Origin of the sequence: Coleofasciculus sp., assembly GCF_046565525.1 — a bacterium.
Taxonomy (GTDB): domain Bacteria; phylum Cyanobacteriota; class Cyanobacteriia; order Cyanobacteriales; family Coleofasciculaceae; genus Coleofasciculus.
Genome location: NZ_JBKHUP010000047.1, coordinates 25,447 through 40,522, shown reverse-complemented (window position 1 = coordinate 40,522; position 15,076 = coordinate 25,447). Strand labels below are relative to the sequence as shown.

Sequence of the window (15,076 nt, the reverse complement as noted above, 5' to 3'; positions counted from 1 at the left end):
GTCTGTGGAGAGTAAGGATGTTCTAGCACCCATTCCATCCATGAGCCAATCGATTTCTCTATCCTGGTCACCGGTTGAGGTCACACCCAATAATGTGACGGTGCAACCTGACAAACTCTCGAACTACGATTTAATTTTGCGCTGTCAGGACGGTATTACTCCTGACCGGGCTGCTTTTGCTGAACTGCTGCGCCGATATCAGTCCCATGTGGAGAAGATTTTATACCATCTTGCTCCAGATTGGCAGGACAGACCCGACTTGGCGCAAGAAGTTTGGATTAGAGTTTACCGGAATATTAAGCGCCTCAATGAACCCGTCAAATTTAAGGGCTGGTTGAGCCGGATCGCGACCAATCTTTTCTATGATGAGCTGCGTAAACGCAAACGGGTAGCTCCGCCATTGTCACTGGATGCACCGCGTCAGATGAATGATGGTGAGATGGATTGGGAAATTGCTGCTGATGGGCCAAGTCCGGAAGACAATATGGCAACGCGGGAATTTTACGCCCAGCTACGAGAAGCTATCAAAGACTTACCTGAAGCATTCCGCACGACTATTGTCTTGCGAGAAATTGAAGGGATGGCTTATGAAGAAATTGCCGAAATTACAGGCGTATCCCTGGGAACCGTCAAGTCGCGTATCGCTCGTGCCCGCTCAAGACTACAATCTCAACTGCAACCCTATCTAGAGGCTTAATTGTCTCCAGATTATAATGGGGAAACTGTTCCCCTAAACCTTGGTTCATTCTATGATGGGATATATAACATCTTGGGTAAAGTAGTCCCAAATGCTTTGCTCCCAATCCCATGAAGGGTGTACTAGTTAACCCCAGTCTTGCGTTACACTGGCTAAGGTCAACTTTTAACTACTATTTGTCACGCTGCAAAAGCTGGCAAGTTATCGGTAAAAGCCAAACCTGACAACCCGATCAACTTTAAAAGTGGGGTGCTTGCATCTCCTCACTATAAAATGCCTCTAAGCGTAATTGCAAGATTACGACAAAGGAAGCCCACACCCTCTCTCGGCTAGAGTCAGTGTGGGAGGATGCTACAGACGATAACGGTACCCTATTTGAGCGCTTGTGAAGACTCGGTGGTGATCTAAAATGAACTCTAATTTTGATGCTCATAACGGTTCAGGGCAAGAAACTGCCAGAGAAATGGATAGTCTACAGCGCGATCGCTTTGAACTCATCAGCGCCTATATTGATGGTGAGGTCACAGCAGCTGAGCGCTATCAAGTGCAAGAGTGGCTGGCAAGGGATGCCAATAGCCAGCACTTGTATGCTCGACTGATGAAGCTACGCCAAGGGTTGCACCAGCTTCCCATACCGGCAAATCAGGTAACCGCTCGAGAGACGGCGAATCAGGTGTTTACCCGCATTGATCGCCGCCGGATGCGGAACACGATGGTTTGGGGTGGTGCTGCGATCGCGGCGATGTTTGTCAGTGCCTTTTCCGGGATTCTCCCTGGGAGTCAGTTTATGCCACGGTTGGCTCAAACTCCTCTAACAGAAGAGGCGGCGGAGCCTCTGATGATTGCTGTCAACCGTCCAGTTATCCAAATCCCCAAGGCGACAAGTGCATCGGCGGAAAATTTTATTGATTCTGCTATCCTCAACCCTTGATTTGGTTAGGTAGCCTGAAATTCCTGTCGCTGGCTGTGAAAACACAAAAGCATCTCCCCCTTATGCCCCATTTTCTGACGATGGGGTATTCATAATTAATCATTCAAGTGCGACTCCAGAAACCGGAAGAAATGAGTGTACCCCCTAAACGCTGCACTCGCTCAGGTTGCATGAGGTAAATCCAAGCCTGTCCTAAAGATTGGTGAGCCAGATCATAAATAGTCACTTGTTGTCGATAATATTGATTGTCCTCTGGGTTTCGCTGCGGATTGTAGTCTTCTAGCTTATCCAAGACGGTTAAAAGGGTTGGCTCAGTGAACGTCAGCAAAAAGCCCCGCACCGGACTCTTTCCAGGGATCATCGCCGGATAGCCGAGGGGCAAATCGAACAGTTGACCCAACGCGATCGCAGGTTGGGCGGCTAACACTTTTCCCTCACAGTAGCGCAGATAATTGACTTCCCCAGGTTTGAGAGTCCCGTAGACAAACACCCGGATTGACATGCTCCCCTCCTAATACTTTGACTGTCCTGGACTACGGTTTGAAAATAATTGATAAGATTTCATTATTGCCTTAATCAGAACAAAGTTACGACGGATGATTGAATCTATAGCCGTCGCCTGTACAATAACAGGAGTGATTAAAGTTTCAGGGGTAATGTCTGAATAATATTTCCTGTTTTGTGGAAAGTTGCCCACTGCATCAGGTGTGATCAATCCTGCACCTTTGCCAAAACTAATCATTAACTTCAGAAATTCTATTCCTATCGCTAGACCCCAAGTCAACCCTGGGTCTATGCTAGTCGCAAATTCGGGATATTCATCAATATTCCCACCGTGAGATTGCTGAAGGCTTCACATTTTGTTACAAATGTAAAGAGACAACTCGCGTGGATAACAGGACTACTATGCTCGGTGGCTTTGCCGGTTTAACCAACCCGTCTGGTACAGATTGGGGCGAACGGATGCTCAATACCGTCGCCAGCAATACGATTCGCCACCTCTTTACTCGCAGTGAGTCTGTCGAGGTTTCGGTGCGCTGCAATCCCTCCAGTAAACTGTTACAGGGTAGCATTGACAGCTTTAAGATGGAGGGGCGAGGCTTGGTGATACGTAGAGAGTTTCGGACTGAGGAGATGTCCTTTGAAACAGACGCTGTGTCCTTGGACTTCAGTTCTGTGCTCAAGGGTCAGATTCACCTGAAGCAACCTACCCAAGCGATCGCCCAAGTCGTGTTAACAGAACCCGATATCAACCAGTCGTTTAAAGCCGAACTGGTGAGAAAGCGCTTAGAAAATATTTCCATTCCCGAATTAGAGGATCTGACTGGGGGTCAGCCAATTTCCTTCACTGACGTGCAACTCAAGCTGCTTCCCAATAACCGGATTCAGCTTTTTGCCAAAGTTAACCTTCCCGATCAGGAATTAGTGCCGATTAGCATGACCTCAACTCTGGCTGTAGAAAAGCGGCGGCGGATTCTCTTCAAAGACTCTAAATTTGAACCAGATACTATTCCAGAGGAATTGCGAGGCAAATCTGAAGCCTTGACCGATGCCCTGGATAAGATTTTGAATAATATGGTGGATCTGGATCGCTTCAATCTTGATGGCGTTACGATGCGAATCAATCGCCTAGAAACTCAGGGACAACAGCTAATATTTAGTGGTTATGCCCAAATTGATCGCATCCCCAATACTCCTTAGCCATTCAGGGGAAACAGGGGTGTAGGGTGTAGGGTATAAGGTGTGGGGTGAACAACAGACAAAAAAATTTGCCCAATCACCTATTCCCTCCTCCCCAGTGTAAGATCTCATCTGAGGCAGTGCGTGTTGAGCCGTCAACCCACCCTTGAGTACGTTCAACTGTCGTTGTTCGACTGGTAGGGAATCCCCGTGCGTACCCGGCGGGAAGCAAGCTACACGCCGGGGAGGATGTCAACAATTGAGCAGCTGCATGTCATTAAACGCCTTTTTTTCCTTGGGTGGGGTAGTCATGTTGCCCCTGTTAGTGCTTTCTATCTTAGCGATCGCGCTAATTTTAGAGCGGCTAAATTTTTGGTGGCGAGTCACTCAGCGCCAGAATCGCCTGATGCGAGAGGTGCTGCACTTGTACCAACAAAATCCTCCAGAAGCCTTTCTCAAACTAGAACAAAATAGTGATCTGCCAATCGCACGAATTTTTCTAGCCGCGTTGGAACTCAAAAGTCCCACTCCAGAGAAATTTCGACTCGCCCTCGAAAGTTCCCTGCAAGCAGAGTTACCGATTCTCAAGCGGTTCAACACGGCATTTGAGACCATCATTAGTGTCTCACCTCTGCTCGGACTTTTAGGCACTATATTAGGATTAATTGACGCCTTTGCCGCCCTACAGATTGGCGATATTGGCGGTCAAACCACCGTGGGTGTGACAGGCGGGATCAGTGAAGCCTTAATTTCTACCGTCGCCGGGTTGAGTGTCGCGATCGCTACCCTGATATTTGCCAACACCTTTCGTGGATTGTATCGGCGTCAACTCAGCTTGATTCAGGAGTATGGGGGGAAGCTGGAATTGATTTATCTCGGTTATTATGAGCGAATTAAATAAACTCACTCTTTCTCAGTATTCTACTCAGGACTAATTACAAATTTATCCAGAAAATACCATGTTTTGATCAAATTCCCTTGCATCAAGGCAGCAATACCAGAAAGAGCTTGAAGTTCAGACAGATTTGGGTTGAGATTTAGGGCAGGCTTGAGCGCATTTTGGGCAGCTTTCCCTTGCCATTCATACAAATAAACGAAAGCAAGATAAGCATGAGCATAAGGATTTTTTGGATCAAGCTGAACGACTCGTTGTAATGCCGCGATCGCACCCTGAGAATCTACCTGCAAAACCTTAGATAAAGCTAGAGCATAAGCCAAATCTAGCCGTTGCGGTTCCAACTTTAACCGATGAGTTAACGCCAAATCTGCCTGCACGAGATAGTCCTGAATCGGGTCATACTGATTAATCCGCCCCGTTTGTTCAAAGATAGCCTCCAGGGAATCAGAACCCTTTGGCAAAGTAGCGGCTAATGTCCGAAATTGGGTAATTAAATCTAATTCCGGTGCAGGTGTTGTAGACGCTTTGGGGTCAATCTTTATCCTAACCGTTGGTACAGATATCGGATAGGTTTCCCCCGTCTCTCGATGCAAATAAGTAGCTTTTAATGTATACGTTCCGGCTGGGATATCTGCCCTAGGTAACATCGCCATCCGTTCAATAACTTGGTATTTAGGCAATTTAGGGTTAACGGTGGATAGCTGGCTGTTGATGGGTGAGTCAGGATATAAACTTCCCATCCCAATACCATGATCATGGAGCCATTGATATTGATATCCCCCTTCCAGCGAATGCCAGGTTAATAACACAATACCCGATTCTAACGATTGCCAATCCCCTGTCCATTCGTAAGTAACAGGTACAGGTAAACCAGGGGGGGCTGTCTCTGGTAAAATCACCCGATTTAACTGAATTTTATCTGACCCTTCGACTACGCTCAAGGGCGAGTTTTGTTGATACGTTATCAGTGAAAAGCCAGGTTTAGTGGCTAAACCCGCCCCGACAATTGACTGTTTACTATTGACTTTTGTTACCTTGACAAATGGCTGATGTCGATGATAGAGCTTGAGCAGACTTCCATCAGGTAAATCCCAAGTTTTCTGGAGTTGAAATTCGCCCCCTTTTTCAACCTTCTCCACTATAGCCGCTTGCGCCTCAGGGATAGAACCTTGATCACCTGTCTTCGTCACAAACCAAGACAGCGATCGCGCATCCTGTTCAACCTGTTTCTCCCGTACTCCCACCTGACGCCCATACACCTGAAAATCCCGCAACGCCCCATAATAATTTAAATTGTGCTGATTAATTTCCGGAGTTGAAGGCAATACCCCTAACGTTGTCTGTAAATTCGGAGATACTTGGATAATTTCATCAATCACCTGAGCCAGAGGAACAGGTTGTCCCAAATAAGGAAAATGTTGAACACGCGGCGAAAGAAAGTGGGTTAAAAAAGCGCCGCCCAAAGGAAACAAATTCAGCACCATTAACACAGACGCCAATCCCACCGTCCCCCAGCGAACCTGTTGTCCAAAACGACCTTGCCATAGAACCAAACCCGATGCTAAAACTAACGAAAATACAGGTAACAATGGCAAAATATACCGAGCATCCTTATTCACATTCAGAGAACACAACAGATAACCCCCGATCAAAAACACAGCCAGCCAACCGAAAGACCAACCTAACCCACCCAACCCATATCGTGTCTGAAACCCTCTGCGCCCCTCTGCGTTAACCTCTGCGCCCCTCTGCGTTGAAAAAACATCCTCCGTACCCAACCTTCGATCTTTATTACGCCAATAAAGAATCAAACCAACAATCGGTACAAGCAACAGAACCCAAGACACCAAATAAGGTAAAATCTTCCCATAATAAAGCCAAGCATCCAGAGTATTCAGAGCCGGATCACCCTCTGCGATCGCGGAATCTAACGTGGCTCGTTTCCCAGAAGTTAAAATGAGTAGCCAGTTGGTGCGATACCAGGAACCAAATATCAACACAGACACCAACAATCCAGCGATTAACTGAGCCAAGCGCCCCCAGTTTCGCCGTCGAATAGTCCCCACGATAACCCAGATAATTGGTATAAATAGAAAAAACAGCGCTGTTTGCTTAACCATTAGCGCCAATCCTAGGGACAAACCAAAGATCATTACCCAGAGTAGAGATTGGTAATTAAGTTGCGGTTTAGCAATTACAGGTTTTAAACTTTGAGTTCGCCAAACTGTGAGACAAAAGAAACTGAGTGTAACAACAGCAGTCAAGGGATAATCGAGGAGGAATTCCAAACGATAGCGATAGAGTCCCGGTAAAAGCACCGTTAATCCAGCCGCCCATAATCCAACCCGACGGTTGAAAAGTTGGACACCTAAGCCGTAAACTGAGCCGATAAGAATAGCATGAAAGAGTAACAGAACCAGCGTAGCTTGATCCGTTCCCCGACCCAAAACATGTTGAATAATAGCCGTAGCGATATAAGTAAAAGGTGGTATTTTAGAGGAAAGTTGCCATAAATTCGTCCACCATTCCCCAGAGAACCACTCAGGATGCTGCAACGCTTGCCAATAGTTTAACGAACCCGTCAAATAATCCGCCTCATCCCAAGCGGGGACAGAATTATCAACAGCAAACCACACGCGATCGCACAAAGCGCTGGCTAGCCAAATTAGTCCCAGAATACCTAGATATTTGCGGTTCCCCGTTTTCCACCACTGTAATCGTTTGTTCATAGTTCATCGTTCATTGTCCAATAACCAGTAACTACTCACTATAGCGGAATGTATTAAGTTACCTTAGAAAGAAAGCTGCCATCGTAACCGAGGTGTGAGGATGCTACAACTCCCAGATGTCGTGCATCAGCGTTATCAGCTTCAACAAAAACTGGGTCAGAATGCGGGTCGTCAAACCTGGTTGGCGATGGATCTTTCAGCGCAACCCAGCCAGCCAGTGATTCTCAAACTCCTCGCCTTTAATCCTCAGATGCAGTGGGAAGACTTGAAACTCTTTGAACGCGAGGCTCAAGTTCTCCAGCAGTTACAGCATCCTCGGATTCCCCGGTATCGAGACTATTTTTCCCTGGATAAGCAATCAGGAGGTGGCTTACCCTGGTTTGGTCTAGTCCAAGATTACATTCCCGGTGCTTCCTTGCAACAATGGCTAGAGCAAGGAAAACGCTTTACCGAAGTTCAAGTGCGCCAGATTGCGACAGAGGTTCTGGAAATTCTCGGTTATTTACACGCTTTGAATCCACCCGTTCTCCATCGGGATATTAAACCTAGTAACCTGATTTGGGGAGAAGATGAACGGGTGTATCTCGTCGATTTTGGTGCGGTGCAAGATCAGACAGCAGTTGAAGGGGTAACCTTTACAGTGGTTGGCACGACAGGTTATGCTCCGTTAGAACAGTTTTGGGGTAAGGCTGTCCCGGCGTCTGATTTATACGCTTTGGGAGCCACCTTAATTCATCTTGCCACAGGTTTGGCTCCGGCTGATTTACCCCAACGTCAAATGCGGGTTCAATTTAGCCATTACACCAGCCTCAATTCTACTTTGGTTCGCTGGATTGAAACCCTAACGGAGCCTGAATTAGAGCCACGCTATAGCAGTGCGAGTCAAGCGTTAGAAGACTTGAAATCTAATCGGGTTCGCCAGAGTTCCCCACCTGCTACCCGTCAGCCTCCACATTCACGGATTCGCTCTCACAAGTCTCCCCAGCAGTTTCGGATTCAATTTCCCGCACGCGGCGGGTTATTAACAACGGCGATAAAATTAGGGCTAGGACGAATTTTGCGGAAGGGTTTACCCCTGTTTTTAGGCGTGCTAACCCTTGCCGAGGTAGTAATTTTATGGTACTTAAAAATATTCTTTAGTCAAGGAAATCCATTATTCTTTCTACTGCTAGCGCTGACGATTCTTCTGGGTTGGTTGGGGACAATTGAATTTCGGGTGCTGAAGCATCTAGAACCGGAACGAGGTCATCAGAAATTGGCAAAATTAGGCGTTACGTTAATTTTCCGGTTAGGGTTTGGCTTGACGGTGGGACTTGCTGGAGTTGGCTGCGTACTCTTGGCGCTAGTTTCTACCTTTAATCAGGGTCATCCATCATTCTTTGTTTGGTTAGCGATCGCGGTTTTATTCGGATGGCTGATTATCAGAGGGTTTCCCAAACTTGCAACCCGATCAAATCCAGTCAGTTTTTTCCTTTTTGGACATCATCGCCTTGACTTAAAACGGGACAAGTTAAATATCCAACGTTGTTGGCTAGGGTTGTGTTATGACTCTCAGACTATAGACACTTCCCAGATTGAAACAATTAAAACGATCCCCTTCCAAGAAATCTTGATTTAAACCGAATCAACTCGTTGTACGGTGGCGCAAGAATTAACCGAACCTGAACGAGACTGGTTAGTTCAGGAAATCAAAGACTGGCTCAATGAATGATTAAGGATAACATTATGCTGAATCCCCAACAGATACTCAACGGACGGTATAAACTCAGACAACAGTTAGGACAAAATGCAGGGCGTCAAACCTGGTTAGCTGAAGACTTAGAAACTCAACCGCAGGAATTGGTTGTGGTCAAACTCTTGGCATTTAGTCCCCAAATGCAGTGGGAGGAGTTCAAACTCTTTGAGCGAGAAGCCCAAGTTTTGCAGCATTTAGACCATCCAAGAATTCCTCGTTATCGGGATTATTTTTCTATTGAAGAAACCGAATCAGAGTTACCCTGGTTTGGATTAGTCCAACAGTATATTCCCGGTTTATCCCTACGCCAACGGTTAGACCAAGGTCATAGTTTTAGTGAAGCTGAAGCCCAAACCATTGCCACAGATATTTTAAATATTCTTATCTATCTCCATGAACTCAGTCCACCTGTACTGCATCGGGATATCAAGCCGAGTAATTTAATTGTAGATGAGCAGGGACAGGTTTATTTAGTCGATTTTGGGGCAGTACAAGACCGCGCTAAGGCAGAAGGGGCAACATTTACTGTAGTGGGAACCAGTGGTTATGCGGCTCCCGAACAACTGTGGGGACGAGCAGTTGCAGCATCTGATTTGTATTCCTTGGGTGCGACGTTAATTCATTTAGTGACAGGGATAGCTCCGGCTGATTTACCTCAGCAGAATTTACGTTTAAAATTTGCCGATAGAGTCAACCTAAATCCCCGTTTTAGCTACTGGTTAGAAAAACTAATTGACCCCGCGACAGAACAACGATTTAGTAGCGCTCGTCAAGGGTTAGAGGCGTTGACAGCAGCCTTTGCTCCTGAAAATTCGACGAATCAGCAGCCGATTAGTCCGGGGGCCGCTTTTAGTATTATTGCTGTTTTGATTGCAGTTGTCGCTGGGGGAATTGGTGTTTGTTTTCCCATCGCAGATTATTTGAATAAACAACAAGTTAAAGCAAAAGAAGCTGAGGCAATACAATACTTATCATCAATGTATCGCGCTCAGGGAAGGTATTATTATGACCATAATACCTTTTTAGATTCGCTTGAAAACTTAAGAGTTTACACGAAGATGGAAACAGACATCAATATGGAAACAGAAACAGAGAATTATATATATTATACTCGTCATTCTACCGTTAATCGTCCGATGTTTGCAGCAATACAAGATAACCAGACAGGTCATGTTTTATTTAAACGTGAAAAAAATCAAGCATCGAACTCTCCTTTGTCTCATCAAGTCGTAAATTATGCAATATCTCGTCAGGATAACTTAAGAAGCTATGTAGGATTTGTATTTGAGGTAGGGTTTACCGGCATGCACTACGAAGATCCGGTATCTTTCATGTTATGTAAAGCAGACAATCCAGGTAGCATCTATCCTGTCATCCCAAATGATGAAACGGGTCACTTAGCTTGTGCTCCCGGCACAAGCGATGTTTTACGAAACTATTGATAGCACACAATACAGCGACACGACTGATTTGATTTCAGGAAACAAACCATGAAACGAGATGAGGTACTAGCCATTCTCGCGGCACATCGAAAACAATTACAGGACATGGGAGTAAAATCACTGGATTTGTTTGGCTCAGTCGCACGAAATGAGGCTGATGCAAATAGTGATGTAGACTTTTTGGTAGAGTTTAATCGACCAGGGGGGTTGTTTCAACTATTGAAAGTGCAGTATTATTTAGAAGATATTTTAGGGTGTACTGTGGATTTGGGAACTCAGGAAGCGTTGAAGGAACATTTGCGAGAACCTGTACTTAAGGATTCAATTCGTGCCTTCTAGAGATTGGCGGCTACGCCTTCAAGATATTCTCCAATCCATAACTGGAATTGAGCAACGTACAGCCCACATAACTTTTGAGGAGTTTCAAAACAATGAAACCCTTGTTAAAGCAGTTCTCTATGATTTTGTTGTGATTGGAGAAGCAACTCGAACTGTTTCTGATGAAATCCAGAACCGCTATCCTGATATTCCTTGGCGTCTGATGGCGGGGATGCGAAATATTGTCACTCACGAATATTTTCAAATTGATCTAGCCAGAGTTTGGGAAACCATTCAAGATGATCTACCTCGATTAGTATCCCAACTCCAAGATGTGCTAGAGTGGGAAACAAGGGAAGAATAGTTAATAAAATTAGCGCTCCTCCCTGGTAGCTTGTAGGGGCGACCCGCTTTTTTTTCATGAACAATTGGAATCCCCTCAATTTGATCGGGTCGCCCTATCTCGACGTGACACAGTTAAACGGTAAACGGGTGAAATAGATTTTACGGTTTTTTGGAGCGTAATTCTAATCCATCCGATTAAACCTTAAATCTAAAAATTAAGTAATTTGATCATCTTCAGATGAGAAATACCCGCTTCTTCAAATCTCTCTCCCTCTGGTAGAAAGCCAAGTTTTAGATAAAGAGATTTGACATAATCTTGAGCGTGAATAACCACTGTATTGATTTGCTTGTTGGCTGCAATGTTGAGGGCTTCTTCCATCAATCGCTTACCGATTCCTTGTCCTCGGAACTCTGATAAAACAGCGAGGCGTTCAATTTTAGCGGTTTGATGATCCAAATATCTCACCCTGACGGTTCCCACAGGCTGATTCTCGATATACGCCAGAATATGATCGGCGGTTTCATCTTTGCCATCCAAATCCAAACTTGGATCAACACCTTGTTCAATATGAAAAACCGACTGTCTCACCCCTTGAATAGCGGCTGAATATTCTTTATAATTAACAAGCTGGAACGTGATATGGCTCATCGCGATCGCTACACCTCAATTTACGCTTACACTGAACTTTGTGTAGCATAATTTGACACTCTCTCCCTCTCCCTTCTTCCAGTTGACTGATGAGGGTACGGCAGTGCCGTTCCCCTACAGAATAAAAATGTTTAATTCTTCAAAAACTGAATAAGCTGTTCCAATTTTGACCAAGCCGCCCCACTTTTCAAGATATCCTTTGCCTGTTCAATCCCAGCTTTATGATCCTCCAACGCCACAACCCCAGCCACTTGCAAGGCTAATGAGGTATTTAACGCCACCACATCCTGTTGGGCGGCGGTTCCTTTCCCCTGTAAAACATGGGTTAAAATATCCACATTTTCCGCCACATCGCCACCACGCAACGCCCCTGTGGGTGCTGAAGTCAAACCAAACTGTTGCGGATTTAGCGTAGACAGTCGCACCTCACCATCAGATAGCAGCGCCAAGTCGGTTTCGTCAGCCAATCCCGCTTCATCCAGTTTTTCTCGTCCATGGAGAACAATTCCCTGATGAATTCCCATTTGTTGTAAAGCATGGGCAACCGTTGATACTACATTGGCATCAAATACACCAATCACTTGACCAGTGGGGCGCAAGGGATTGACTAGAGGTCCTAACAGATTAAATACCGTCCGCACCTTCAGGGTTTGTCGCAACGGGGCTACCGCTTTCATCGCTGGATGCCATCCCCGGGCAAAAAGAAATGTAACGCCCACCTCATCCAATGCGGACTGGACTTTTTCTGGTGGGGCAGATAAATTGACGCCCAAAGCCTCTAAAACATCGGCTGAACCCACTTTCGAGGAGGCTGAACGATTCCCATGTTTGGCAACCCGTACACCAGCCGCCGCCGCCACAAATGCTACAGCCGTCGATATATTAAAGGTGGATGCACCATCGCCACCGGTGCCACAGGTATCAATAACTGGCGTTTTATGGTCAAGGGTTTCCTGCTGTAAGGATTGATCCTGCAACACTTTAGCCATTCCTGCCAATTCTGATGCCGAGACTCCTTTTGCCTGAATCGCCGCCAGAATCGCCCCGGATAAAACAGGCGGAATGTCCTCATTTAGCCACCCCTGCATTAATTGGGAGGCTTGCTCACGGGATAATGATTGTCTGTCGAGGATTTGTTGCAGCAGGTTAGACCAGTTGGTAGGAGTTTGGAGCATTGCTTAATGTTTGTTTACCTGAGAAAATAGGAGCTTGGGGAAATTATGAAGACAAATTCTTAATTAACGATTGCTATGACTAGGTGTATTATTATACCGGATAGCAGGAGATACCATTATTGAACCAATAATCTACATAAGTACAAAAAAGGTGTTATCTGAGTCCAAGCGCTAAATTCAAACAAAGACGTAGTCGGCTACGTCTCTACATGGCTTTTCCAGCGCTGTGTCCTCCGCCCGCCGTCTCAACCGAAAACTTTTTCATCCTCCGAATGTTATCATAGGCATTTTAAAACCTGACGGCACATTAACTTGGTTTAGCGTTAACTCAAAACCCTTGTTTTATTCCAACCCCACCCGACCTAATACAGCTAGAACCTCTGTTGTGGACATTCCATCCAAACCTGTTGAGGCACAGCTAAATGAATGTGATGATCGCTTCTGTGATACCTTTGAGCAAGCAGCCGTTGGCATCAAACACTTATCGACGGATGGTAAAATAATTCGGGTCAACCCTAAGTTTTGTGAGATCGTTGGCTACAGCCGTGATCAAGTCCTCACACGCACCTGGCAAGACCTAACCCACCCCGATGACTGGGCAAGCGATCGCGCGATAATGGAGTTACTCTTAGCCGGTACCCTTGAGAGTCACTGTCAACAAAAACGCTACCGACACCAAAATGGCAGCATTGTCTGGGTACAAATCACTATATCCGTAGTGCGATCGCCTCAAGGAAATCCGAAGTACTTTTTGCACGTCATTCAAGATATGAGCGCCTGTCAAGCGGCTGAATCGGCTCTGCAACGCTCAGAAGCCCGCTTGCGCGAAAAAGCTCACCAAGAAGCCTTGCTCAATCGCCTCTCAACCCAAATCCGCAACAGTTTAGACCTAGATACGATTCTGAAAACAACTGTACTAGAAATCCGCCAGCTATTGCGAATCGATCGCTGTCAGTTTATCCGGTATCATGCTGAGCAAGTGCCCGCTTATTGGGAAGTTGTCACCGAAGATAGAGAGTCTTCGCTTCCCGATTTGACAGGCTGCTATTGGGCGGACACCAATGAAGTTCTCACGCAGCAGTTATACCATCTGAACATGATGCGGATTGATACCGTGGAAACGGTGAGCGATTCCTTATTACAGGAATTTATGCGATCGCTCGATTATCAGTCTCTATTGCTTATCCCCCTACAAACCCCTTCCGGAATCACCGGGGTGATTAGTTGCAGCCACACTCAGGAAACTCGCCCTTGGATAGATAGCGAAGTTGAACTCCTCGAAGGGGTGATCTCTCAACTGCTCATGGCAATTCAACAAGCTGAACTTTACGCCGCTAGCTGTCGAGCCACAGAACATGCTCGAAAACAAGCCGCACAATTGTCAAAAGCTCTCCACGATTTGCAGCGCACCCAATCTCAGCTGATCCAAAGTGAAAAAATGTCCAGTTTGGGTCAGCTTGTGGCGGGTATTGCTCACGAAATTAACAATCCGGTTAATTTTATTTATGGCAATCTTATTTATGCCCAAGAGTATTACCAAGATCTCATCGCGCTGGTACAACTTTACCGCACTGCTTATCCTAATCCTCCAGCCATTCTTAAAGAGCGGATCGATAGCATCGATTTGGACTTTATATTGACCGATTTTGCTAAACTTCAATATTCAATGAAGGTTGGCGCTGAACGGATTCGAGAAATTGTTCAATCTTTGCGGACTTTTTCTCGTTTAGATGAGTCAGGGCGCAAAATAGTAGATATTCATTCGGGTATTGAGAGTGCTTTGATGATTCTGCAATATCGACTTAAGGAGAAGCCGGGATCAGCCGGAATCTGTGTGATTAAAGACTATGGAGATTTGCCCCCCATCGATTGTTGGCCCGGACAGTTAAATCAAGTTTTTATGAATATCTTGACCAATGCGATTGACGCGATCGAGGAAAAGGCAAGTCATTATTCGTCTTCAACTGAGGCAGAGTTTTTGGACGGGATGGGACTATTTTCACCAACAATTACGATTCGCACAGGTATTAGCCAAACAGACTCGGTTAAGTCTCCAATGGCTGATGATGTAGCCGAGGAAAATTCTAAGGGAGAAAGGGACGATTCTGAACCAGATACTCCTTATGTTTTTATCCGCATCACAGATAACGGAATCGGGATGAGTCCACAAACGAAAAAACGGCTCTTTGATCCCTTCTTTACTACGAAACCTGTGGGTTTAGGGACGGGTTTAGGGTTGGCGGTTAGTTACCAAATTGTTGTCGAAAAACATGGCGGTAAGCTGTGGTGTAATTCGACACTTGAACAAGGATCTGAGTTGGTGGTTGAGATTCCGATTCAACAACCGCAGAACAAGCGGTGATTGGGGAAAATTTAATCCGGCTCCCCCAGCTTCCCCAGCTCCCCCTGCTCCCCCAGCTTCCCCAGCTCCCCCTGCTCCCCCAGCTCCCACCACAATACTTATTCAGCAGACCCTA

The 15,076-nt window shown here is 45.9% G+C and carries 14 protein-coding genes; 9 read left to right on the top strand and 5 right to left on the bottom strand.

Annotation, left to right across the window (positions count from 1 at the left end; translation table 11 throughout):
- The first annotated feature begins 40 nt into the window (after positions 1-40).
- The gene (locus ACLGGO_RS17845; RefSeq protein WP_446336195.1) at positions 41-697 is read left to right on the top strand and encodes a sigma-70 family RNA polymerase sigma factor; all 657 of its coding nucleotides are present in this window, start codon (positions 41-43) and stop codon (positions 695-697) included.
- A gap of 409 nt (positions 698-1,106) precedes the next feature.
- Positions 1,107-1,628, top strand: a complete 522-nt coding sequence (locus tag ACLGGO_RS17840) for an anti-sigma factor family protein (protein ID WP_446420313.1) — start codon at positions 1,107-1,109, stop codon at positions 1,626-1,628.
- A 103-nt stretch (positions 1,629-1,731) separates the two neighbouring features.
- On the opposite strand, the gene ACLGGO_RS17835 is transcribed toward ACLGGO_RS17840, so the two are convergent.
- Both ACLGGO_RS17835 and ACLGGO_RS17830 read right to left on the bottom strand, forming a co-directional pair.
- Positions 1,732-2,130 (bottom strand): gamma-glutamylcyclotransferase family protein, encoded by a 399-nt coding sequence (locus tag ACLGGO_RS17835; protein WP_446420312.1) that lies wholly within the window; start codon positions 2,128-2,130, stop codon positions 1,732-1,734.
- Between the two features lie 9 nt (positions 2,131-2,139).
- Positions 2,140-2,370, bottom strand: a complete 231-nt coding sequence (locus ACLGGO_RS17830) for a hypothetical protein (RefSeq protein ID WP_446420311.1) — start codon at positions 2,368-2,370, stop codon at positions 2,140-2,142.
- A gap of 164 nt (positions 2,371-2,534) precedes the next feature.
- Between ACLGGO_RS17830 and ACLGGO_RS17825 the strand changes: the two genes are divergently transcribed.
- Both ACLGGO_RS17825 and ACLGGO_RS17820 read left to right on the top strand, forming a co-directional pair.
- Positions 2,535-3,329, top strand: a complete 795-nt coding sequence (locus ACLGGO_RS17825; RefSeq protein ID WP_446420310.1) for an LmeA family phospholipid-binding protein — start codon at positions 2,535-2,537, stop codon at positions 3,327-3,329.
- Positions 3,330-3,579: 250 nt separating this feature from the next.
- The gene (locus tag ACLGGO_RS17820; RefSeq protein WP_446337704.1) at positions 3,580-4,209 is read left to right on the top strand and encodes a MotA/TolQ/ExbB proton channel family protein; all 630 of its coding nucleotides are present in this window, start codon (positions 3,580-3,582) and stop codon (positions 4,207-4,209) included.
- 20 nt (positions 4,210-4,229) lie between these two features.
- Here ACLGGO_RS17820 and ACLGGO_RS17815 read toward each other — a convergent pair whose 3' ends face one another.
- Positions 4,230-6,935 carry a phospholipid carrier-dependent glycosyltransferase gene (locus tag ACLGGO_RS17815; RefSeq protein WP_446420309.1) on the bottom strand — a complete coding sequence of 902 codons (2,706 nt, stop codon included), beginning with the start codon at positions 6,933-6,935 and terminating at the stop codon, positions 4,230-4,232.
- Between the two features lie 100 nt (positions 6,936-7,035).
- On the opposite strand from ACLGGO_RS17815, the gene ACLGGO_RS17810 reads away from it, so the two are divergent.
- The 4 genes from ACLGGO_RS17810 to ACLGGO_RS17795 all read left to right on the top strand — a co-directional run bounded on the left by ACLGGO_RS17810 (position 7,036) and on the right by ACLGGO_RS17795 (position 10,794).
- Positions 7,036-8,553, top strand: coding sequence for a serine/threonine protein kinase (locus tag ACLGGO_RS17810; protein WP_446420308.1), 1,518 nt, complete (start codon positions 7,036-7,038; stop codon positions 8,551-8,553).
- 107 nt (positions 8,554-8,660) lie between these two features.
- Entirely contained in the window at positions 8,661-10,112 is a 1,452-nt protein-coding gene (locus ACLGGO_RS17805) for a protein kinase domain-containing protein (protein WP_446420307.1), read from the top strand.
- Between the two features lie 48 nt (positions 10,113-10,160).
- A complete protein-coding gene (locus ACLGGO_RS17800; RefSeq protein ID WP_446420306.1) occupies positions 10,161-10,451 on the top strand; it encodes a nucleotidyltransferase family protein in 291 nt (96 codons plus the stop codon).
- Positions 10,441-10,794 (top strand): HepT-like ribonuclease domain-containing protein, encoded by a 354-nt coding sequence (locus tag ACLGGO_RS17795; RefSeq protein ID WP_446420305.1) that lies wholly within the window; start codon positions 10,441-10,443, stop codon positions 10,792-10,794. The genes ACLGGO_RS17800 and ACLGGO_RS17795 overlap by 11 nt, the downstream gene beginning before the upstream one ends.
- 189 nt (positions 10,795-10,983) lie before the next feature.
- Here the strand turns inward: ACLGGO_RS17795 and ACLGGO_RS17790 are convergent, their stop codons facing one another.
- Together ACLGGO_RS17790 and trpD are read right to left on the bottom strand one after the other, a co-directional pair.
- Positions 10,984-11,424 (bottom strand): GNAT family N-acetyltransferase, encoded by a 441-nt coding sequence (locus tag ACLGGO_RS17790; protein ID WP_446420304.1) that lies wholly within the window; start codon positions 11,422-11,424, stop codon positions 10,984-10,986.
- A gap of 131 nt (positions 11,425-11,555) precedes the next feature.
- A complete protein-coding gene (trpD, locus tag ACLGGO_RS17785; protein WP_446420303.1) occupies positions 11,556-12,599 on the bottom strand; it encodes an anthranilate phosphoribosyltransferase in 1,044 nt (347 codons plus the stop codon).
- Positions 12,600-12,936: 337 nt separating this feature from the next.
- On the opposite strand from trpD, the gene ACLGGO_RS17780 reads away from it, so the two are divergent.
- Positions 12,937-14,961, top strand: a complete 2,025-nt coding sequence (locus tag ACLGGO_RS17780) for a PAS domain S-box protein (protein WP_446420302.1) — start codon at positions 12,937-12,939, stop codon at positions 14,959-14,961.
- Positions 14,962-15,076: the final 115 nt, after the last annotated feature.

Coding starts and splice junctions, on each gene's coding strand:
- ACLGGO_RS17845 (WP_446336195.1), top strand. CDS start 41: ATGAGCCAATCGATTTCTCTATCCTGGTCACCGGTTGAGGTCACACCC.
- ACLGGO_RS17840 (WP_446420313.1), top strand. CDS start 1,107: ATGAACTCTAATTTTGATGCTCATAACGGTTCAGGGCAAGAAACTGCC.
- ACLGGO_RS17835 (WP_446420312.1), bottom strand. CDS start 2,130: ATGTCAATCCGGGTGTTTGTCTACGGGACTCTCAAACCTGGGGAAGTC.
- ACLGGO_RS17830 (WP_446420311.1), bottom strand. CDS start 2,370: ATGATTAGTTTTGGCAAAGGTGCAGGATTGATCACACCTGATGCAGTG.
- ACLGGO_RS17825 (WP_446420310.1), top strand. CDS start 2,535: ATGCTCGGTGGCTTTGCCGGTTTAACCAACCCGTCTGGTACAGATTGG.
- ACLGGO_RS17820 (WP_446337704.1), top strand. CDS start 3,580: ATGTCATTAAACGCCTTTTTTTCCTTGGGTGGGGTAGTCATGTTGCCC.
- ACLGGO_RS17815 (WP_446420309.1), bottom strand. CDS start 6,935: ATGAACAAACGATTACAGTGGTGGAAAACGGGGAACCGCAAATATCTA.
- ACLGGO_RS17810 (WP_446420308.1), top strand. CDS start 7,036: ATGCTACAACTCCCAGATGTCGTGCATCAGCGTTATCAGCTTCAACAA.
- ACLGGO_RS17805 (WP_446420307.1), top strand. CDS start 8,661: ATGCTGAATCCCCAACAGATACTCAACGGACGGTATAAACTCAGACAA.
- ACLGGO_RS17800 (WP_446420306.1), top strand. CDS start 10,161: ATGAAACGAGATGAGGTACTAGCCATTCTCGCGGCACATCGAAAACAA.
- ACLGGO_RS17790 (WP_446420304.1), bottom strand. CDS start 11,424: ATGAGCCATATCACGTTCCAGCTTGTTAATTATAAAGAATATTCAGCC.
- trpD (WP_446420303.1), bottom strand. CDS start 12,599: ATGCTCCAAACTCCTACCAACTGGTCTAACCTGCTGCAACAAATCCTC.